The 18,918-nt window shown below is 58.4% G+C and carries 17 protein-coding genes; 4 read left to right on the plus strand and 13 right to left on the minus strand.

Going from position 1 to position 18,918, the window contains the following annotated elements; all coding sequences use genetic code 11:
* Positions 1-17 precede the first annotated feature (17 nt).
* The 4 genes from ILT43_RS18885 to fcl all read left to right on the plus strand — a co-directional run bounded on the left by ILT43_RS18885 (position 18) and on the right by fcl (position 4,714).
* On the plus strand, positions 18-578 hold the full coding sequence (locus ILT43_RS18885; protein WP_211534613.1) for a sugar transferase: 561 nt from the start codon (positions 18-20) through the stop codon (positions 576-578).
* A 109-nt stretch (positions 579-687) separates the two neighbouring features.
* Positions 688-2,577: an SDR family NAD(P)-dependent oxidoreductase gene (locus tag ILT43_RS18890; protein ID WP_204200547.1), complete on the plus strand. Its 1,890-nt coding sequence runs from the start codon at positions 688-690 to the stop codon at positions 2,575-2,577.
* A gap of 69 nt (positions 2,578-2,646) precedes the next feature.
* Positions 2,647-3,753, plus strand: coding sequence for a GDP-mannose 4,6-dehydratase (gmd, locus tag ILT43_RS18895; protein ID WP_204200548.1), 1,107 nt, complete (start codon positions 2,647-2,649; stop codon positions 3,751-3,753).
* The gene (fcl, locus tag ILT43_RS18900; protein ID WP_275431479.1) at positions 3,746-4,714 is read left to right on the plus strand and encodes a GDP-L-fucose synthase; all 969 of its coding nucleotides are present in this window, start codon (positions 3,746-3,748) and stop codon (positions 4,712-4,714) included. The genes gmd and fcl overlap by 8 nt, the downstream gene beginning before the upstream one ends.
* Positions 4,715-4,719: 5 nt before the next feature.
* On the opposite strand, the gene ILT43_RS18905 is transcribed toward fcl, so the two are convergent.
* The 13 genes from ILT43_RS18905 to ILT43_RS18965 all read right to left on the minus strand — a co-directional run bounded on the left by ILT43_RS18905 (position 4,720) and on the right by ILT43_RS18965 (position 18,904).
* Positions 4,720-5,832, minus strand: a complete 1,113-nt coding sequence (locus tag ILT43_RS18905) for an NAD-dependent epimerase/dehydratase family protein (RefSeq protein WP_204200549.1) — start codon at positions 5,830-5,832, stop codon at positions 4,720-4,722.
* A gap of 22 nt (positions 5,833-5,854) precedes the next feature.
* A complete protein-coding gene (locus tag ILT43_RS18910) occupies positions 5,855-7,015 on the minus strand; it encodes a glycosyltransferase family 4 protein (RefSeq protein WP_204200550.1) in 1,161 nt (386 codons plus the stop codon).
* On the minus strand, positions 7,012-8,310 hold the full coding sequence (locus tag ILT43_RS18915) for an O-antigen polymerase (protein ID WP_204200551.1): 1,299 nt from the start codon (positions 8,308-8,310) through the stop codon (positions 7,012-7,014). The genes ILT43_RS18910 and ILT43_RS18915 overlap by 4 nt, the downstream gene beginning before the upstream one ends.
* The gene (locus ILT43_RS18920) at positions 8,307-9,395 is read right to left on the minus strand and encodes a glycosyltransferase family protein (RefSeq protein WP_204200552.1); all 1,089 of its coding nucleotides are present in this window, start codon (positions 9,393-9,395) and stop codon (positions 8,307-8,309) included. The genes ILT43_RS18915 and ILT43_RS18920 overlap by 4 nt, the downstream gene beginning before the upstream one ends.
* A complete protein-coding gene (locus tag ILT43_RS18925) occupies positions 9,359-10,129 on the minus strand; it encodes a class I SAM-dependent methyltransferase (protein WP_204200553.1) in 771 nt (256 codons plus the stop codon). Before ILT43_RS18925 ends, ILT43_RS18920 begins: the two co-directional genes overlap by 37 nt.
* 4 nt (positions 10,130-10,133) lie before the next feature.
* Positions 10,134-11,507, minus strand: a complete 1,374-nt coding sequence (locus ILT43_RS18930; RefSeq protein ID WP_204200554.1) for a hypothetical protein — start codon at positions 11,505-11,507, stop codon at positions 10,134-10,136.
* A 78-nt stretch (positions 11,508-11,585) separates the two neighbouring features.
* The gene (locus tag ILT43_RS18935) at positions 11,586-12,818 is read right to left on the minus strand and encodes a hypothetical protein (protein WP_204200555.1); all 1,233 of its coding nucleotides are present in this window, start codon (positions 12,816-12,818) and stop codon (positions 11,586-11,588) included.
* Positions 12,808-13,728: an NAD(P)-dependent oxidoreductase gene (locus ILT43_RS18940; protein ID WP_204200556.1), complete on the minus strand. Its 921-nt coding sequence runs from the start codon at positions 13,726-13,728 to the stop codon at positions 12,808-12,810. Before ILT43_RS18940 ends, ILT43_RS18935 begins: the two co-directional genes overlap by 11 nt.
* The gene (locus tag ILT43_RS18945) at positions 13,709-14,410 is read right to left on the minus strand and encodes an acylneuraminate cytidylyltransferase family protein (protein ID WP_204200557.1); all 702 of its coding nucleotides are present in this window, start codon (positions 14,408-14,410) and stop codon (positions 13,709-13,711) included. The genes ILT43_RS18940 and ILT43_RS18945 overlap by 20 nt, the downstream gene beginning before the upstream one ends.
* A complete protein-coding gene (gene neuC, locus ILT43_RS18950; protein WP_204200558.1) occupies positions 14,403-15,566 on the minus strand; it encodes a UDP-N-acetylglucosamine 2-epimerase in 1,164 nt (387 codons plus the stop codon). The genes ILT43_RS18945 and neuC overlap by 8 nt, the downstream gene beginning before the upstream one ends.
* On the minus strand, positions 15,556-16,593 hold the full coding sequence (locus ILT43_RS18955) for an N-acetylneuraminate synthase family protein (RefSeq protein WP_204200559.1): 1,038 nt from the start codon (positions 16,591-16,593) through the stop codon (positions 15,556-15,558). The genes neuC and ILT43_RS18955 overlap by 11 nt, the downstream gene beginning before the upstream one ends.
* Positions 16,593-17,870: a Vi polysaccharide biosynthesis UDP-N-acetylglucosamine C-6 dehydrogenase TviB gene (gene tviB / locus ILT43_RS18960; protein WP_204200560.1), complete on the minus strand. Its 1,278-nt coding sequence runs from the start codon at positions 17,868-17,870 to the stop codon at positions 16,593-16,595. The genes ILT43_RS18955 and tviB overlap by 1 nt, the downstream gene beginning before the upstream one ends.
* 20 nt (positions 17,871-17,890) lie before the next feature.
* Positions 17,891-18,904 carry an NAD-dependent epimerase/dehydratase family protein gene (locus tag ILT43_RS18965; protein WP_204200561.1) on the minus strand — a complete coding sequence of 338 codons (1,014 nt, stop codon included), beginning with the start codon at positions 18,902-18,904 and terminating at the stop codon, positions 17,891-17,893.
* Between the last annotated feature and the right edge of the window lie 14 nt (positions 18,905-18,918).

Here is an 18,918-nt window from a genome sequence, read left to right on the forward strand (position 1 = left end):
GTGGCACAGGCGGTAATGTGAAGCGTGCGGTGGATTTCATGGCGGCGGGGCTGGCTGCCATCCTGTTGCTGCCGTTGTTTGTCCTGGTCGGCGTGGCCGTGCGCCTGACGTCGCCAGGCCCCGTGCTTTACTGGTCCGACCGCGTCGGGCGCGGCAGCGTCCTCTTTTCCATGCCCAAATTCCGTACGATGAATGTGGGCACTCCCGCTGTTGCCACGCACCTGATGCGCGATGCCAAGTCGGCGTTGACGCCAATCGGGGCACTGTTGCGCCGCACAAGCCTCGACGAACTGCCACAGTTGTGGAGCGTGATGAAGGGTGACATGAGCATCGTCGGGCCTCGGCCTGCGCTGTTCAACCAGGACGACCTGATCGCGCTGCGTCGTGAGGTCGGGGTCGATATCGTCCGCCCTGGCATTACCGGATGGGCGCAGATCAACGGGCGCGACGAGCTCCCGATTCCCGATAAGGTGGCGCTCGACGCGGAATATGTTAAACGCCAATCGTTTTTATTCGATCTCCACATTATTCTCAAAACGGCGGCAAAGCTGCTCGGGGATAAGACAGTAACTCACTAATCTGACTGTTAAGTCAGTTCCATTCAGTAGGACTTACACTAAAATTAGGGTTGACGTTTGCGTGGTAATGGCATCGATAACTGAATTTGCACTGACGCTATCACGACCGGTGAAGCGTGCGATAGCGCTCACGGCCGATGCAGTCCTGTGCGTCGTGAGCGTGCATGTCGCCTATTACCTGCGCACCAACGAATGGCCTGAGTTCTTTGGCCCCGCGTTGTATCCGGTGATGACGGCAATCGTTCTGGCGGTGCCGTTTTTTATCGTGTCAGGGCTGTATCGCGCGATCTTCCGCTACGCAGGTGCGGCCGCGCTTATTGCCATCTTGAAAGCCGTAACACTGTTCGCGGTGCCGTTCGCCTTCATCTACACCTATGTCGGTATTGCCGGCGTTCCGCGTACCATCGGCTTGATCCAGCCCTTGCTGTTGCTGTTGTTCGTCACGGGATCGCGGGGGCTTGCGGGAGCGTGGCTGGGGCGGGGCTATCGCAATGCGGTGCTGGAAAAGGACAAGCCGCGCGTGCTGATCTATGGCGCAGGGGCACTAGGGCGCCAGATCGCCTCCGCACTGCAGGTCAGTGGGCAGGTCCGGCTGGTCGGCTTTCTCGATGACGATAAAAACCTGTGGAAAGCTATCATCAATGGCCAGCGGGTACATGCACCCGCCGAACTCGACCGCCTTGTCTCACGCTCCGGTGTGACAGACGTGCTGCTGGCGATCAACAAGGCCTCGCGGGACCGGCGCAACGAAATCGTCAAGCAGTTGAAGAAGTCGGGCTTGCACGTGCGTACGATGCCCGGCGTCGACCAGCTTGCTCGTGGCACAGTGTCGTTTAGCGATCTCAAGGATCTAGAAATTGAGGACCTACTCGGCCGGGCGCCTATCCCGCCGCACGAGGAACTGCTGCGACAGAACATCAGCGGCAAGGTCGTCCTCGTCACGGGTGCGGGGGGGTCGATCGGCAGCGAAATCTGCCGCCAGATCGCGCGGCTTGGCCCTGACATCTTACTATTGGTCGATTCCAGCGAATTTAATCTCTATACTATTCATCAGCAATTGCTGCATGAGATGACGATTAAATCCGCCACGGTTCGGTCCGTCGTACCGCTGCTGGCGAATGTGCGTGACACGCGCCGGATCGATGAAATCGTCGGCAGCTGGAAACCATATACGATCTATCACGCGGCTGCGTACAAGCATGTGCCTCTAGTCGAGCACAATGTGCTCGAAGGCGTCGCCAACAACGTGTTCGGCACTCTGAACGTCGCGACCGCGGCCCGGGTCCATGGCATTGCGAATTTCGTCCTCATCAGCACTGATAAGGCAGTTCGTCCGACCAACGTGATGGGCGCCAGCAAGCGACTCGCTGAGATTATCCTGCAAGCCCTGGACGCGGACGGGCTGCCCGGAAAATTCTCGATAGTGCGGTTCGGCAACGTGTTGGGATCGAGCGGATCGGTTGTGCCGCTGTTTCGCCGCCAGATTGCGGCTGGTGGTCCGATCACGATAACCCATGCCGACATCACGCGGTATTTCATGACAATCCCCGAGGCCGCGCAACTGGTTATTCAGGCAGGCGCCATGGCCGAGGGGGGCGATGTGTTCGTGCTGGATATGGGTGATCCCGTCAGAATTGTTGACCTTGCGCGCTCCATGATCGAATTGTCGGGACTGAGCGTGCGCGACGACCATTCGGGCGATGGCGATATTGCGATCGAGCAGATCGGCCTGCGGCCAGGCGAAAAGCTCTATGAAGAGTTGTTGATCGGGAACAACCCGAGCATTTCCGCGCACCCGCGTATCCTGCGTGCAAACGAACCGTTCATCGCGTGGAACGAACTGCGCAGCGAACTGGACCGGTTGCGCGCGATGATCGATCACGGCGCCTCACCCGCTGCGCGCAACCTGCTGCAAAAGCTGGTCGTCGAATTCGAACCCATGACCGAGGTTGTCGATTTTGTGACGTTGCGCCAAGAGGAGGTGACGGTTGACGACTAAGCCCCCGCGGAAGGGCAGGGCCGATGTATCGCAACATCATACCCATTCATCACTTCGATCGGGAACAGCGTGACCAAGACTGCACTCATTACCGGTATCACGGGCCAGGACGGCGCGTATTTAGCCGAATTGTTGCTCGCCAAGGGGTATCAGGTTCATGGTCTCAAGCGGCGGTCATCGTCGTTCAACACCGGGCGCATTGACCATATCTATCAGGATCCGCACGAAAACGGCGCGCATTTGCACTTGCACTATGGTGACATGACCGACGCGACGAACCTCATCCGGATCGTCCAGGAAGTCGCTCCTGACGAAATCTATAACTTGGCGGCGCAAAGCCACGTCCAGGTGAGTTTCGACACACCCGAATATACCGCCAACGCCGATGGTCTAGGCACGTTGCGCATTCTCGAGGCAATCAGAATCCTGAACCTCACGGAAAAGACGCGCTTCTACCAGGCGTCTACGTCAGAACTGTACGGCTTGGTCCAGGAGGTGCCGCAGCGTGAGACAACGCCATTCTACCCGCGCTCACCGTATGCGGCGGCCAAACTGTACGGCTATTGGATCACCGTGAACTATCGCGAGGCCTATGGGATGTTCGCGTCGAACGGCATTCTGTTCAACCACGAAAGCCCGATCCGCGGCGAAACGTTCGTCACGCGCAAGATCACCCGGGCGGTGGCTGCCATCCACCTTGGTATCCAGGACAAGCTGTGGTTAGGCAACTTGGATGCGCAGCGCGATTGGGGGCATGCGCGCGACTATGTCGAGGGAATGTGGCGCATTCTCCAGCATGAGCGCGGGGACGATTTCGTGCTTGCGACGGGACAGACCCAGACGGTGCGCCTGTTTGTCGAGCGCGCCTTCGCGCATGTCGGGATCACGCTCGATTGGCAAGGCGAGGGCGTTGGGGAGTGCGGTGTCTGCATGCAAACGGGCCGCACGCTCGTCGAGGTGGACCCACGCTATTTTCGACCGACCGAAGTCGACCTTCTAATCGGTGATCCTACTAAGGCGCTGAACGACCTCGGCTGGCAGGCGACGACCAGTTTCGAGGAGCTGGTGACTGATATGATGGCAGCGGACCTCAAGATCGTTGCGCGCGAGGCCGATCATCGCCGTATCGACGAGACATTGCTGCGCCATCGCGAGAAAGACCGCGTCCATGACTGATTTCGACCTGACCGGCTGCCGCGTCTGGGTTGCCGGCCATCGCGGAATGGTCGGGCAGGCACTTGTCCGTCGGCTTGAGCGTGAGCCGTGCGATTTAGTTGCACCGGACAGCCGAATCGACCTCCGTCGCCAGGACGCCGTCGACTGCTGGATGGCCAATGCGCGACCCGATGTGGTGTTCGTTGCGGCAGCGAAGGTCGGGGGGATCCACGCCAATGACACGCGGCCAGCCGAATTTTTGTACGACAATCTGATGATCGAGGCGAACGTCATCGAGGCGGCGCGCCAGGCCGGGGTCGCCAAACTGGTATTCTTGGGGTCGTCGTGCATCTACCCAAAGATGGCGCCGCAACCGATCCACGAGGATGCATTGCTGACGGGGGCACTCGAGCCGACTAACGAATGGTATGCTGTTGCCAAGATTGCGGGGATCAAGCTGTGCCAAGCGTATCGTCGGCAATATGGCTGCGACTTTATTTCCGCCCAACCGACCAATTTATATGGCCCGTTTGACAATTTCGACCTTACCACCAGCCATGTCCTCCCTGCCCTGATCCGCAAGGCTCACGAAGCGATGGCTGCTGGCGCGCGTGACCTGACCATTTGGGGCAGTGGCACGCCGCTGCGCGAATTTTTGCATGTCGATGATCTCGCTGATGCTCTGGTCTTCCTGGCAATGCGATATTCGGGCGAGGACATCGTTAACATCGGCAGTGGGATCGAAATCACGATTGGTGACCTCGCGCAGATGGTTGCTCGAATCGTCGGGTTCAAAGGGCCAGTCGTGACCGATCCGACGAAGCCCGACGGGACGCCGCGCAAATTGCTCGACACCGGGCGGCTAGAGCAGCTCGGCTGGCGCGCTTCGATCGGCTTGGAGCAGGGTATTACCAGTGCCTATGATTGGTATCTTAAGAATACCCTCTCGACGAGGCATGATGTGTCCCATCAGAATCGCTGACAACGTCAATTCGCCAGTCCCTTTGCCTTCAGCTCGGCGGTCGCCTTGTCGAGGCCGTCTGCGTAAACCGGTTCCGATTTCGCCCATGCGCAGAAACGGGCCAGTCCATCGGCGAGGCTTACCTGCGGCATGAAGCCAAGGAGTGCGCGCGCGCGCGATATGTCGGCGAAGTTGTGGCGAATGTCGCCAACGCGGAATTGCCCGGTGACCTTGATTGGGACGTCCAGCCCGGCAGCGCGCAGCAGCTGCCGCGCCAGTTCGTTGACTGGCGTCGCGATGCCCGAACCGATGTTGCAAATCGTGCCGCTGGGTACGTCGTTCGTCATCGCTGCCATCAGGCCGGCGACGACATCTTCGACGTGAACAAAGTCACGCGTTTCCTTGCCATCCTCATAGATCGGCAGCATCAGTCCCTGCCGCGCGCGGTTGAAGAAGATAGAGATGATGCCGGTATAAGGGTTCTGTAGCGATTGGCCGGCACCATAAACATTTTGCAGGCGCAAAGTGATTGCATCGAAATTCAGCGCCTGTGACGCGGCGTTGAGGAGCAGTTCCTGCGACGCCTTGGTCGCCGCGTAGATCGAGCCAGGGGCGAAAGGCAGCGTCTCGGGCGTCGCGATTGCGCGCAGCGGCACGCCGGTGGCGTCCCGTGGTTCCCAGTGATTGGCGTCCAGTTGCTCGCGCGTGCGTGGGGCCGGTTGGACGATCGCACCCGCCGCATCGATAAAGGCGCCTTCCCCGTACACGCTGCGGCTCGATGTGAGGATGACCTTGCGCGGCCGGTTCGTGCACCGTGCGATTGATTCGAGGAGGGCAGCTGTGCCGCGCTCGTTGACGTCGACATAGCGTTGTATCTGATACATCGATTGGGCGGTGCCCGTCTCGGCTGCGAGGTGATAGACGATGTCGACCCCGCACAGCAGATCCGCTTGCTCATGAATGTTGCGTACGTCGAGCCGCACCAGCGTCGCGCCGTCGGGCAGAACGATCGACGGAGTGTCGCCGTGGACCTGAACCGTCATGCTGTCGACGATCACGACGTCGTGTCCCGCCCGGGTGAGCGAGCGGCAAAGCTGGGTGCCGATGAAGCCGAGGCCGCCGGTTATGAGTACGCGCATGTTGTTCCTTTAGTGGGTAGAGTCAGGATGAAGCCGCATTGGAGGCCGTGTCGGCGATAAGCGCAAAGGTCCGGCGCGCGGTCTTGGCCCATGAATAATCCGCGGCCAACGTCATGGCAGCATGGCTACGGGTTAGCGTTGCTGCCCGATTGCGAAGCACATCACGGATCGCCGTCGCGATTTGGTCCGATTGCGTCGGGTCAAAATACACGCAGGCATCCTGCGCGATTTCCGGCATCGGCGAACGACTGGAGCAGCAGATCGGGATGCCGCACGCCATTGCCTCGATCAGGATGTTCGGCAGGTTTTCACAAGACGACGCGAACAGCAGCAGATCGCTGTCGGCATAGAGCGCGGGCAGGTCTGCGTTGGGCACTTCGCCGACGTAGCGCAGCCTCGTGCCTGACGGATCGACGCGCCCCATCGCCTCTTCAACCTGCTGGCGGTATGGCGGGTTTGCTGGTCCGCAGAAGGTGAGCGAGGCCAACGCAAACTCATCCATGACCGCTGAAAAGGCGGCGATCACCTCAAGCTGGTGTTTGTAGGGTTCAAGGCGGCTGGGGTAGACGATCGCGATCGGTGCGCCGGGATCGGGTGCCGAAGTTCGTGGAACGCCGGAAAAGCGGCCATGATCCACGCCGTGGGGAATGACCGCGACGCGTGGCGGCTGTCGGCGCAGGGCGGCGGAGATGATCGTCCGCGCGGTATCGGACAGATAGATCATGCCATCGGCATCGACAAACGTCGCGGTGTTGCGCCAGCGCAGAAGCTGCAACCGCAGACGCTCAAGGCTGAACCGGGGATACATTCGCCAGAATTCCGAACGGAAAGGCAACATATTGCGGCTGATCGTGACGTAAGGGTGAATATTACCGAAGGCGATGCCACCCGGACAGTAGAGGATATCACACCCAGCCGCCTTGAATTCTGTTGGCAGGCGGCGCGCGACGAAGCGTAGCCGCGCCCAGAGCGACCGTTCGAGTTCGGAATAGGCGTGTTTGATGATCCATGGTCGATCAGGGAAGGCATCCAGCACCTTTGCCGCACCGAACAGATGGATCTCTGCGAAACGGTCTGCCACCGGGTCCGCCGCCTCGAGCAGGTTGCGGATATAATTCATTCCTCCGCCATCGCGGATGTTGTGCAGGTCAATCCCGACGACCATGGCGCGCGTAGGGGTCATGCCCGGCCTCCCAGCCGGTTGGTAGGCGGGTTGAGATCGCCGGGTCGGAGTAGGCGCGGTATCGGTGTGACTGCCTTAGGCATCGCGAGTTGCATGGCCGTGCACGCGAAGACCGCAATTGTAAGAATGATCGGGGTCAGCGGGTCGAATATGACGTCGGTCGCCACCGACAGCGCGACGGCGCGAAAGCCGGTCGCACCGAGAATGATGCCGAGCAGGCTGCCCGTCATCGCGAATCGGATTAGCAGCATGACCGCCGCCCCAGTGAGAAAGGGCAGGATAGCAAAACCCAACCAGCGAAAATCAGCCCATCCGTACAGCAAATACGTACCGGTATTCACGCCTTCAAAATAACGCGTGGCGCTGAATAGATCACGATCGATGAAATGCCATAAAATCGGGCGCAGCAGATAACCGCCATGCAAGGCCGGATCCGACGGAAGATAACCGTCGATCGTGACCGACAGGTTCATGATCGCTGATGCGCCCGAATAGATATAAAGCTGTTCTACCACGGGTCCCGATGCACCTGTCATTTGCACATCGCCAAGACCTCGGGCGTGATTCATCAGGAAGAATCCGACGAACACGCCGATGATTACTGTAGCTACCGTCATCTTGCGCAATTGGGTGCTCAGTAGAAGTTCATAGCTCGCTTTTGGTTGCAGCAGCGCCGAAACCGAGTAGGCAATGACGAGCCAAACAACCGGGCTTTTCTGTAGCGTCAGCGAGTAGCAAATGACCGTAAATATCGGAATGACCAAATATTTAATCTTCTTAGAGCGGATAAAATACGCAAACATAGCGATAGCCGCCATATCCATGAACAGTTCGAGAAAGCTGATTAGCCCGAGGTGAAGGTTATATTGGCTTTCAGCAATCTGCTGATTGTCCAAATTGGAAATATCCGCCAGCCCGGATGACAAGTAGCTGTAGACGAAAACCAGAAAGCCGACGGAGAACAACCCCATGGCCACCACCGGGTTGAAGTCGATGCCTGTAGTACGGCGGGGCACGTCGAAGGCATGAGTCGGCGAGAGCGATTTGATAAGCGAACACCCCGCCCAAAAGGACAGCAGCGCGACGGCCATGGCGATGTACACATAGAGGCTGACCGGGCGATTGAGCTGAATGTACAAAGGCGAGAGGAAATACGGTGGCCAATTCAGCATCACCAACGCGGGCGTCCAGGCAAGAATACCAAGGCTGACCGGGTTGAGCAGGCTGCGCCACCACCATTGCGACAGGGCCAGCAACCCGAAGCAGACGACCAGCGTTATCAGTGTTCCAATCAAGGCTGGAATCCTTGCGGGGGTGCTACCCTTAAATTTGTCATCAGATGCCGACGATAGGTGTCGTAGGAAAGGTGTGCGTCCGCGAAAGTCAGCGACTGTTCGACCATCGAGCGCCGTGCCGCGTGATTGGTGATCGCACAGTGTAAAACGCTGGACCAGGCCGCGTCGTCGGCGACACCGAACCCGACCTGGCTTTCCACCATCAGATCGTGGGCTATGCCGAAATCGCTTGCGACGAACGGGACGCCTGCCGCCATGTAAATGAACAATTTGCCCGCGCCCCTCCACTTGGCATCCTCCGTATCCTCCAACCGAAACAGGCCAAGATCGAATGAGGGCACCACCGTATACTCGGAGTCTTCATTCCACGGCACCAGAGTCAGTTGGGCGTGGCGGAAAACATGGTCGATCGCGCTGACCCCGATCAACATGACCTCAATCGGGTGATCCTTGGCGATCCCGTCGATGATGCGCATGAGGGGCGCGATGAACCGGTATGTTCCCGGGCTGCCTGTCCAGCCGATACGGATCGGTGCAGACGCCGGACGCGGCGCCAAGCGCGCGCGCGCCGCGGCGTAGCGCGACGCATCGATCGGCCCATAAAAATGCGCGCGCACATTCGCCCGATCACGCAGCAGGTCGATATAGGACCGATTTTCCACCATCACGACATCGGCGTGACGGACGATCATGTCGAAGGCCGTGCGGCGCAGTCGTCCCTTCCAGCCGGCACCGTGACGGTCGACCGGGTCGGAAAAATCGAACATGATCTGTCGCCGCTTGCCGAGGTTTTTGATCAGGGCAAGTGGCCAGAGGAGCAGCGATTCCTGCAAAACGACAGCGTCCGCCCAGAAGAAATTCGCAATCCACGCGGGCAGCCGTCCTGCGATTCGCGCAGCGAGGCGCGCTGACAGCGTATTGGCCCCGACAGAAACCAGGCTGTCGACGCGCACCTGGTTCCCTTGCGCTGCGAGCGGACCGACATGGTCCCACACACGAAGCCGTGAACTGGCACGATCGCGAGCGCCGATCGCGAACAGGAAAATATTCACCTCCCGCGCCTGGTGCCTGACACGAATGCCCATGGCATGTAGACATCGCCCTTAAATATCATGTCGCCGACCGGACGGGAGACGCGGTTGCTGTAAAAGTGATCAGTTTTCTGCATCGGCACGCTGTGCTCGGCCAAGCGCGTGACATCGAATAGGTCGGGCAGCCGTTCAAGTGTCCAGTCATCGCCAAGCACGGACTGCAGGTAGGCAATCGAATAGATGTTGTTGTGTTGGTAGCCACGCGCGAACATTGCGTCAAAATCAGTGCCGCTCAGATGCTTCTTGATCTGAACGCATTCGTCACCAATCAGCATCCGAAACAGGAACGAGTGCACCTGCTCACTATTGCGGATCGCTTCCAGCAAGGGCGCGACGGTGGGGATGTGAGGCAGCGTGTTTGCCGAAACGACGCAGTTGCGATCGGTAAGAAAGGGAGCAGGATCAAGAACTGAGCCAACCGTAAAGTCAGCCTTTTTGTCTCCGGCAAAATGACGAAGGCCAGCATCTATGTTAGCAGCATCGATATCCACGCTACGATACGTTATGCCACCATTTTGATACAAACGCGAAATAACAGGATAGTAATGTCCTGGACCACCGCCGAAGTCGACGATATCTAAATCACCACTGGCATACTGGTTGAGGTACCGGCCCATGGCGAGTGCGGAGTCCATTTCCACCTTGTTTTCGAGACGCAATTTTAGAACGTTCGAATATTGTGGGTCGGATGAAAAATAGTTCCACGGCTTATCGGATTCGGTGTTCACATTTTTAGGCATCGATCAAAAGCTCCTCAACGACTCGCCGTACGACATTTGGGTAAGCCCTTGAATTTTCTGGGACATATAATTTCTCGAACGCCACCATATCGGGCGTGTCCCCGTCGGTCAGTGCGTCGCTGCCCGTCATGGACCGTTCGACGAAGCGTGTGACCTCATTGGCGTCATGCGCTAGCGGAAGATGAACCGTGGCGATCAGGTCGCGAAAATGATTGAATCGATAGAAATTGCTGATCATCCCCGGTGCAGCGCCATCTGGTTCAAACGCCACGTTGATCACCGGGCGCCCAACTGCCAGGGCATCAATGGTCATCGTCGATGCCATTGATACGATGCACTCACTGAACCGCAGCTGTGCGGCAAGATGGACCTCGTCTGCCTCGCTCATGACGCGTTCAACATAACGATCCCCGCGGCCGGGTACGAATACGCGCAGATGCGGGATGTCGGCGAAGAATGACTCATCCTCGGACTTGCTGAATGGGTGCAGTCGAACCAGGATGCATGTATCGTTGGGCAGCGTCGGAGCGAGCCGAGCCGCAACCTCCCGAATCAGCCGATATTCCCGCGGGACTGGGTCGCCGGCGACCCGGGTCAGTTCGGCATAGGACGCACTGTAGAGAATGAAGCGGCGGTAGGATCCGAGGCCGATCCGCCCGAGGTAATCGGGGCCATCGCGAATCGTTCCGCTGTTTTCGAGGAGCCGCAGGCGGGGATAGCCCGCCTCTACAATCGTATCGGCGTCGACGTCAAAAATCTGTTCCAGTTCGTCCGCCATCTTGCGGTTCCACACGACGATGCGCACCACGGGAAAGGGGAAAAACCCCTTCGTTGTGAAATTATCCCAGCTACTTGCCGCCGTGAGCTGCGGCAGCCTGCGCCGAGCCGCCTCGACCAGTAGACCATAATCGAGCGAGTTGATCGTCGAGCGCGTTGCGATGACTAGGTCGGGGTCGCCCACAATCTGGTTGGCAGTTGGCCGTGGCGCGGTAGCCAGCAGCAGTCGGGCATACAATCGAAGCGTTCGCTGGGTGCCGATGATCCGTCGCATGGCGACGAGCCCCTTGGCCAAAATACGCTTGAGGCGCGATGCGGCGAGCGCCTGACGCACATAGTAAAATGTGTCGTAGAACATAAGGGGGTAGATCGTCTTGAGCAGTTGCTCAACCCGCGAATCGTGCGGTTCGGCCATTTCGAAGATGCTAACCCGGTCGGATCGGATCGCATCGAATTCGGGCAACGCCGGATTTTGTGTGTAGATCTGCATGCGCACATCCGGGATCGACAGCAGCTGGTCGAGCGTACCGGTGTGGACGAAGTCACGAATTGACACCGCATAGGGCAGGATGACGGCAAGGTTACGCATGGAGGTCAGGAATCCGCGGCATCATAGGCCGTGTCGTCAGTACAAGCGACGCTACGGTCATCAGGATAAGAAAAGGCGTCAGGATAGGAGTGGTGCTGCCTTTACAGACAAAAAACACACTCGGGCAACTGCGGAGAGGATAAGGGCAGCCAAGAAAACCCATATCGATGGTAGCGCATACAGCGCCAATGACAACAGGCACAACAGACTCACCGAGACGATATAGGCACGGTTGACAGTTTGATGCGCCCCTTCCTGCATCAGAAGGATCATGTATCCCTGTTGCAAGGCTGCCGGGATAAACGCGATAAACGCTGCCAACGTTACAAACTGAAAAGTCCAGACGTTAATGTCAGGTTTGTGCAATGCATAGCCGAGTGCAAATGCGGCCGACACGGGATACAGCGCTAAGCACAATAACGTGGACACCCGTTGCAAGTGGTGAAGTAAGCCGCGCTTGTCCGAATGCGTCGTCGCGCGCGCGAGTGCGGAATAGCTGCGCTGATACTCGACGTTGATTGCCGCATTGGCGACGCCCTGAGTCGATTTCGCCAGTCGGTACATCGCAACCGCAGCAGGGGAGCAGAAGGCGGCTAGAATTATCGTCTCGATTGACACACTGCCGTTCTTGAGAAAATTGGTGAGCTGCGCGCCGCTTAGAAAATTGCCAATCGCTGCACGACAGCCCCAACTCAGGGCAAACGGTTGTTTGTCGGGGTCCTGATGGCGATAGGCCGCCACGAGGAGCGCGACTGTCCGAATCGCGTTGGGGGTGGCACCGATTATGAGCATCGTTAGCACCGGTGTATCTCGCACAAACAGCAGCGTAGTGCCCGCGGCCAGCCACGCCGCCATACATGTCGCGTCGGCGACCATGATCCGCCGGCCGTCGACGAGATAGCGTAGCTTGGCAACGACGGCCCCCTGTGCGCTACCGATGCCAGCGAGCAACGCTAGCGCAGCGACCTCCGGGCCCGTACCGGCGGGGATATAACCGATCGCTGCGCCTCCAGTGCAGGCTAGCGTTGCTAGCAGCGCGGCGGTTATCTCAATCGCGAGGCCCGTTCGAAACGCTCGCTCTACGCTGGCGTCGTGTTTCGACACGAGAAAGAACACTAGGTCATGCGTGCGAAGCGTAAAGGCAGTTACAATTAGGAAGACGGCAGCCTGTACCGTCATCATCGTCCCGTAAAGCCTGGCCGGCATCATGAACGCGAGCACCAGCCAGAACACGCTCGATGCGCCAAAATTGGCGACCGCAAATAGCGTTTCCAGATTGTCGCGAACGAGCCGAGTTATCTTATCGCGCACTGGCTGCTTCGATAAAAACATCGACGATATAGTTTTCAACCATCTCAAGCGATTCATACGTGAAGCCACCGATATGCGGCGTCACGAGGAGCCGGCCCTGCAACGCGGCCAAGCGGGCCTGCAGCGCGGTGTCGATCGGCGTGGGTTCGCCCCACAGCACATCGAGGGCGGCCCCGGCGAGGTTTTCCCGCTCAAGAGCAGCCAGCAGCGCGGGCTGGTCGATGATTTCGCCACGCGCGGTGTTCACGACAATGGCGTGTCGGCTCAGACGCGCTAGCAATGTGGTATTGACGATCCCCATCGTCGTGTCGTTGAGCGGCAGATGGATGGAAAGAACGTCGATTGCTGACAGGATGCCGGGAAAGTCACAGCGCATGTCGTCGGGTACGCGATCAGGGATGATGTCACATCCAAGAACGTGGCATCCGAATGCGCGATACAGCGGTGCGACCATCCGGCCTATGCGTCCGTAGCCGTAAAGGAGAACAGTCTTCCCAAACAGTTCGCGTCCCTTGAAGGGATAGCGATTCCAGTTACCCGCCGCGACATCACATGCCGCCGGAGCGAGGCGGCGGATCAAGGCCAGAGCTAACGCCAACGTGTGTTCGGCGGTGGCGTGAATATGATCGAGAAAATCGACACGGCCACGCAGCGAGATGACTCCAACTTCCCGCGCTGCGAAATGGGCAAGATCGATGTGGTTGAGGCCCGTCGTCGGCGAAACGATCCAGCGCAACGCGGGGTAGCGGGCGTGAAAATTGGCGTCCAGTGTCGTTGACAGGCGCACGAACACGACCTCGGCCGCACCGGCACCTGGCGCATTCGGGCCAATCGCGACGGTACCTAAACCGCGCAGCCGATCGATTGCTTCTGTGGGAAAGCCATCAGGCTCAAGGATAAGGATCTGCACGGCGTTGCTCCAGCATCGCGTTCACCAGTAGTAAGTCAATTTCGGTGTCGACGTTGACCGATGAGACGCTGGGCATGACGTAGGGTGCCATGTTGTCGCTAATGATCTGACCCGAAGCGACTTCGCGTGGCCCGAAGACATAGATCGAGCCATTTCGATGGTATATCGGAGGTAGTTCCTGCCGCCGAATTGATGCAAGTTCCGGCATCAGCGATACGAGCTTGTGGTCCACGATCCGGTACATGCGCGCGGGATGCGCATCCTCGACCTGATATACGCTGCATACGGGGATTTCCCCGTTTTCGAAAAAGACGCCGACGGCGCATTCGATGTCGCCCGGCTCCCGGAACGGAGAGGTCGGCTGGAGCAGGACGATCGCCGCCGGTGCGGCAGCGCCCTGATCGGTACGCGTCATGATGACGTGCCGCACCGCATCGATTACCGGACTGGTATCGTCGGCATACCTTGCCGGGCGGACGAGCGCCTCAACACCCTCATCCTGCGCGATTTGGACAATCTCCAGATCATCGGTCGAGACAACGATCGTCGACAGACAAGATGCGTCGCGAGCGGCGCGAATCGTGTGGACTATAAGCGGGACACCCCCAGCCATCCGCCGATTCTTTAGTGGCACGCCCTTCGACCCGCCCCGTGCAGGGATGATGCACAGCACCTCAGACATCGTGAAATCGTTTTCGCGTATCAGGCGTCTCTCCGGCGACCAACGCAGCGATTCGGTCACCCGCAAAGCCATCGCCGTAAAGCGTGCTCGATGCATAGCGTCCGTGATTGACCTGCGCGCGTACCGCCCCGAAAATTGCGTCGGTTTTGCAAGCAACATCAATAACATTGTTGCAGCGCTCGCGACCCAACTGGCGGTCGCCGATATTGACAACGGGCACGCCCAGGTACGCCGACTCACGGATGCCGACGCTAGAATTGCCGATCAGACACTGCGATTGTCGAAGAAGTGCCAGGAACTGACGCCCCTCTAGGTTCTTAATAAAGCGGATCTTATCGTCGCCGCCGCGTTCGCGAAACATGCGGATCGCCTTTGACGTGCCATCTGACCCTGCATCGACGTTCGGCCAGAAGAGAACCGCCGGAATGGCAAGCTGATTAACAGCGTCGAGAACGGTGGCCATCTGACTAAAGCTCTCACCATGCGCGTCGGTTTCGGGATGCTGCATGACCACAAGGAAATCTTGTTCGATGTCGACATGCGCGCCCGTGCCTAGCGAGTCGAGCACCGCCTGAAGATCGACCACCGAAACATCAGCAGATTCGCGAGCGAGATCTACAGAAGGACATCCGGTGACGTGAATCGAGCAGGGTGCTTCACCCATGCGCGCGACACGGTTGCCCGCCAGCGCTGTCGACACGAAATGCATGTCGGCCATCTTGGTGATGGCATGCCGCACCTTTTCGTCGATATTACCGGTGATCTCACCACCTTGAACATGGATCAACGGGATGCCGAGATAGGCGGCTGCGACTGCCGTACCCATGGTCTCATAGCGATCGGCGATCGTGACGACCACATCTGGCTTACCGCGGTGCAGCGCCGCGGCCGTATGATTGGTAGTGGCCGCCATCGTCAGCGCCATATTCACCAGGTCGTCGCCCTCCACGAATGTGTAGAGCTCGTCAACGACACGAAAGCCATCGGCGCGGATCAGGTCGATGACGCGCCCGTAACGGTCGAGCAGCGCCGATCCTGAGCATAGAATGCTCAGTTCGACGTCTTCGCGCCGCTGCAGCGACTCAAGCGCGGAACGGATTCGCGAATAGCTTGGTCGTGCGGTGATCGCTACCCAAATGCGCTTTTTACCTGACATCGTCGGTTCCCAGCATATGATGGACCGGCATATCGCGGACCGCTGTCCGGCCGATCAAAGCATCGCGTTCAGCGTAAGGCAGGCCACCGCCGGGTTTCTTGTAGCCGAGCATTGCATCGGTGATCCGCGTGCCCTTGGGGATGGGTACAGTGGTAAACAGGCTACGCCCGAAGATGCTGCGTTCCTTGCCCAGCCCCCCCAACTGGCGGCCCTTGTCGACGGGATTCTGCCGCATCTGCCACGCTATCGTCGTACCATCCACCAGCGCGCGCAGGCCGCTTGGCGTCAGCGATGACGATATGTCAGGGCCGAACATTCCCTTGTGCAAGGCAAGGTGAACCTCGATGATCGAGGCGCCAAGATAACTTGCGATGACCGCTGGATGTGGCGTTCCTGAATGGTCCGACAGACCGACTGGTATGTCGGGCAACGCCTGGAGATAATCAGACAGGAGATTAAGACCTTCCTCTTCAGGCGGTGTTGGATACCGAGTGGTGCAATGCAACAACGCAACTGAATTGCCGTTGGCCTGCACTCGCCGCGTCGTCGCTAACGCTTCGTCGTGTGCGGCAAGGCCGGTAGACAGAATGACCGGCTGACCAGTTGCTAGGATGCGCTCGAGTAACTCGTCGTTGTTGATCTCGCCAGATGCTACTTTCCAAGCCGGCATTCCCAGTCGTTCAAGCCAGTCGCATGCCGTGAGCGAAAAGGGTGAGCTGAGAAAGCTGATCCCTCGTTTATCGCAATGTGCTTTCAGTATTCCCCACTGCTCTAAGGTGAACTCCATCCGTTTCCAGTAATCGTATCGACTGGCGTCTTGACGGCTAAATGCGACCCGCCAAGGTTCTTGGGGGGTACTTTCTTCAGCGGCGATATGGGTTTGAAATTTTACCGCATCGGCACCACTTTCCTTAGCGGCATCAATGAACGCCATCGCATTGCCCAGACTGCCTTCGTGCGCCTGCGCAATCTCCGCGATGATGTAGGGCCGATGGGCCCGGCTGATGTCTCGGTCGTCGATTCGCATCACAGCCGCAGGTCCGACTGGCCGCGCGGAAGGATGTTCTTGAGATCGTATAGCACGTGACCCTGCTTGCCGAAGCTCCGCAGCGTATCTTCACTCATCGCGACGATCTGGTCATGGCGGACCGCAAGGAGGATCGCGTCATATGTGCCGAATCCCGGCGCATCGACCAGCGACACGTCGTAATGGCTTTTTACTTCATCGGCTGAGACCCACGGGTCGTAGACATCGATCACGCAATTATAGTCACGAAGTTCATTAATGATATCGATCACGCGCGTATTGCGGATATCGGGGCAGTTTTCCTTGAAGGCAAAGCCCATGATCAAAATCCGGCTGGCGTCGACCTGCAGACGCTGCTGTAGCATCTTTTTGACAAGCTGGGCCGTAATGTAGGTGCCCATGCCATCGTTCAAGCGGCGTCCGGCGAGAATGATCTGAGGGTGATAGCCGATCGCCTCCGCCTTGTAAGTCAGATAATAGGGGTCGACGCCGATGCAGTGCCCCCCAACGAGACCCGGGCGGAAGGGGAGGAAGTTCCACTTTGTGCCCGCAGCCTCCAGCACAGCTTCGGTATCAATGCCGAGCTTGTTAAAAATGATCGCTAGTTCGTTGATCAGGGCGATATTCAAATCGCGCTGGGTGTTTTCGATCACCTTGGCCGCCTCAGCGACGCGTATGCTCTCGGCTTGGAAGGTACCGGCGGTGATGATCTCACTATACAGGGCATCAATCAATGATGCGACGGCCTGGGTCGAACCGCTGGTCACCTTGCGGATGCTCGGCAGGCGATGGTTCTTGTCGCCTGGGTTAATCCGTTCCGGACTGTAGCCGGCAAAGAAGTCGTGGTTGAAGACCAAGCTGGACACCTGTTCCAGGATCGGTACGCAAACTTCTTCTGTCGCACCGGGATAGACGGTTGATTCATAGATGACGATGTCACCCCGCTTCAGCACACGGCCGATCGTCTCAGAGGCCTTGACCAGAGGGGTCATATCCGGGCGCTTATGCGCGTCGATCGGCGTCGGAACGGTGACGATATAGCAATTGCAGTCTGCAATATCGTCTGCTGATGCAGTAAAACGCAGGTGCGTGGCAGCCGCTAGCTCGTCCGCCTCGGTTTCCAGCGTATGGTCAATACCCTTGCGCAGCGCAGCGATCCGCGCGACGTCGATGTCAAACCCCACGACCCGACGCCGCTGGCCAAATTCCACTGCTAGCGGTAAGCCCACATAGCCTAATCCAACAATGGCCAAGTTAAGATCGGCCAGTGCGGGCATCGGCATCTGCATAGAATCGTTCACTTCTGATAATACTCCCGAAACCAGCAGACGAAATCGTCGATACCCTGCCGGTAATGCGTTTGTGGACGATAGCCGGTCAAGCGCTGGAGCAGCGATGCGTCGGCCCAAGTGGCGGGAACATCGCCAAGCTGCATCGGCATATAGTTGCGTATGGCTTTGATACCCAGACTGTCCTCAATCGCCTCGATAAAGTCCAGCAGCCGCACCTTGTCTGAATTGCCGATATTGACAATTCGCCAAGGCGCTACCGGGCTTAGCGAATCCCCCTCTGGTACCGCAGCGACGTCGGCCGGACGCACCGGCACTGCATCGATCAGCAAACGGATGGCGCGGACTAGATCGTCAACATAGGTGAAGTCGCGGTACATCTCGCCGTGATTGTAGATGTCGATCGGCCGCCCCTCGAGCATGGCGTCGACAAACTTGTACAGAGCTAGATCGGGGCGGCCCCAAGGGCCATACACTGTGAAAAACCGGAACATTGTGGTGGGCAGGTTCCACAGATGCGCATAGGCGTGGCTCATCGACTCGGTCGCCTTCTTCGTGGCGGCGTAGATCGTCAGCTGGGTGTCGGCCTTCTCGGTTTCGATAAATGGCATTTCCTCGTTGGCGCCATAGACCGACGAGGTGGATGCCATCAGCAGATGGCCTATCCGGTTCCGTCGGGCGGCTTCCATGACGTTAAACGTACCAATCACGTTCGCATCAAGATAGGCGCGGGGGTTCTCCAAACTGTAGCGTACCCCAGCCTGTGCCGCGAGGTGAACGATGGCGTCTGGCGCGAAGGTGTCGATCGCGGCATCCAGCTGCTCGCGGTTCTCTAGAATCGCCTCGATAGCCGAGAAGCCTGGGTCCTGCGCCAGAATGGCATGGCGCCCTTGTTTAATGCGGACGTCGTAATAATCGGTCATGCCGTCATAGCCGCATACGACGAAACCTTCCGCCAATAGCAGGCGGCAAAGGTGAAAGCCGATGAAGCCCGCGCTTCCGGTGACAAATATGCGTCTCATCAATTTACGCTTTC

This window comes from Sphingomonas longa, from assembly GCF_016892685.1.
Taxonomy (GTDB): domain Bacteria; phylum Pseudomonadota; class Alphaproteobacteria; order Sphingomonadales; family Sphingomonadaceae; genus Sphingomonas; species Sphingomonas longa.

What these genes read in the sequence shown, in the direction of transcription:
- fcl (WP_275431479.1), top strand. Translation starts at nt 3,746, where the DNA reads ATGACTGATTTCGACCTGACCGGCTGCCGCGTCTGGGTTGCCGGCCAT.
- ILT43_RS18905 (WP_204200549.1), bottom strand. Translation starts at nt 5,832, where the DNA reads ATGCGCGTACTCATAACCGGCGGCCTCGGCTTCATCGGCACCCAGCTT.
- ILT43_RS18910 (WP_204200550.1), bottom strand. Translation starts at nt 7,015, where the DNA reads ATGACCCCTACGCGCGCCATGGTCGTCGGGATTGACCTGCACAACATC.
- ILT43_RS18920 (WP_204200552.1), bottom strand. Translation starts at nt 9,395, where the DNA reads ATGGGCATTCGTGTCAGGCACCAGGCGCGGGAGGTGAATATTTTCCTG.
- ILT43_RS18930 (WP_204200554.1), bottom strand. Translation starts at nt 11,507, where the DNA reads ATGCGTAACCTTGCCGTCATCCTGCCCTATGCGGTGTCAATTCGTGAC.
- ILT43_RS18945 (WP_204200557.1), bottom strand. Translation starts at nt 14,410, where the DNA reads ATGTCTGAGGTGCTGTGCATCATCCCTGCACGGGGCGGGTCGAAGGGC.
- neuC (WP_204200558.1), bottom strand. Translation starts at nt 15,566, where the DNA reads ATGTCAGGTAAAAAGCGCATTTGGGTAGCGATCACCGCACGACCAAGC.
- ILT43_RS18955 (WP_204200559.1), bottom strand. Translation starts at nt 16,593, where the DNA reads ATGCGAATCGACGACCGAGACATCAGCCGGGCCCATCGGCCCTACATC.
- tviB (WP_204200560.1), bottom strand. Translation starts at nt 17,870, where the DNA reads ATGCCCGCACTGGCCGATCTTAACTTGGCCATTGTTGGATTAGGCTAT.
- ILT43_RS18965 (WP_204200561.1), bottom strand. Translation starts at nt 18,904, where the DNA reads ATGAGACGCATATTTGTCACCGGAAGCGCGGGCTTCATCGGCTTTCAC.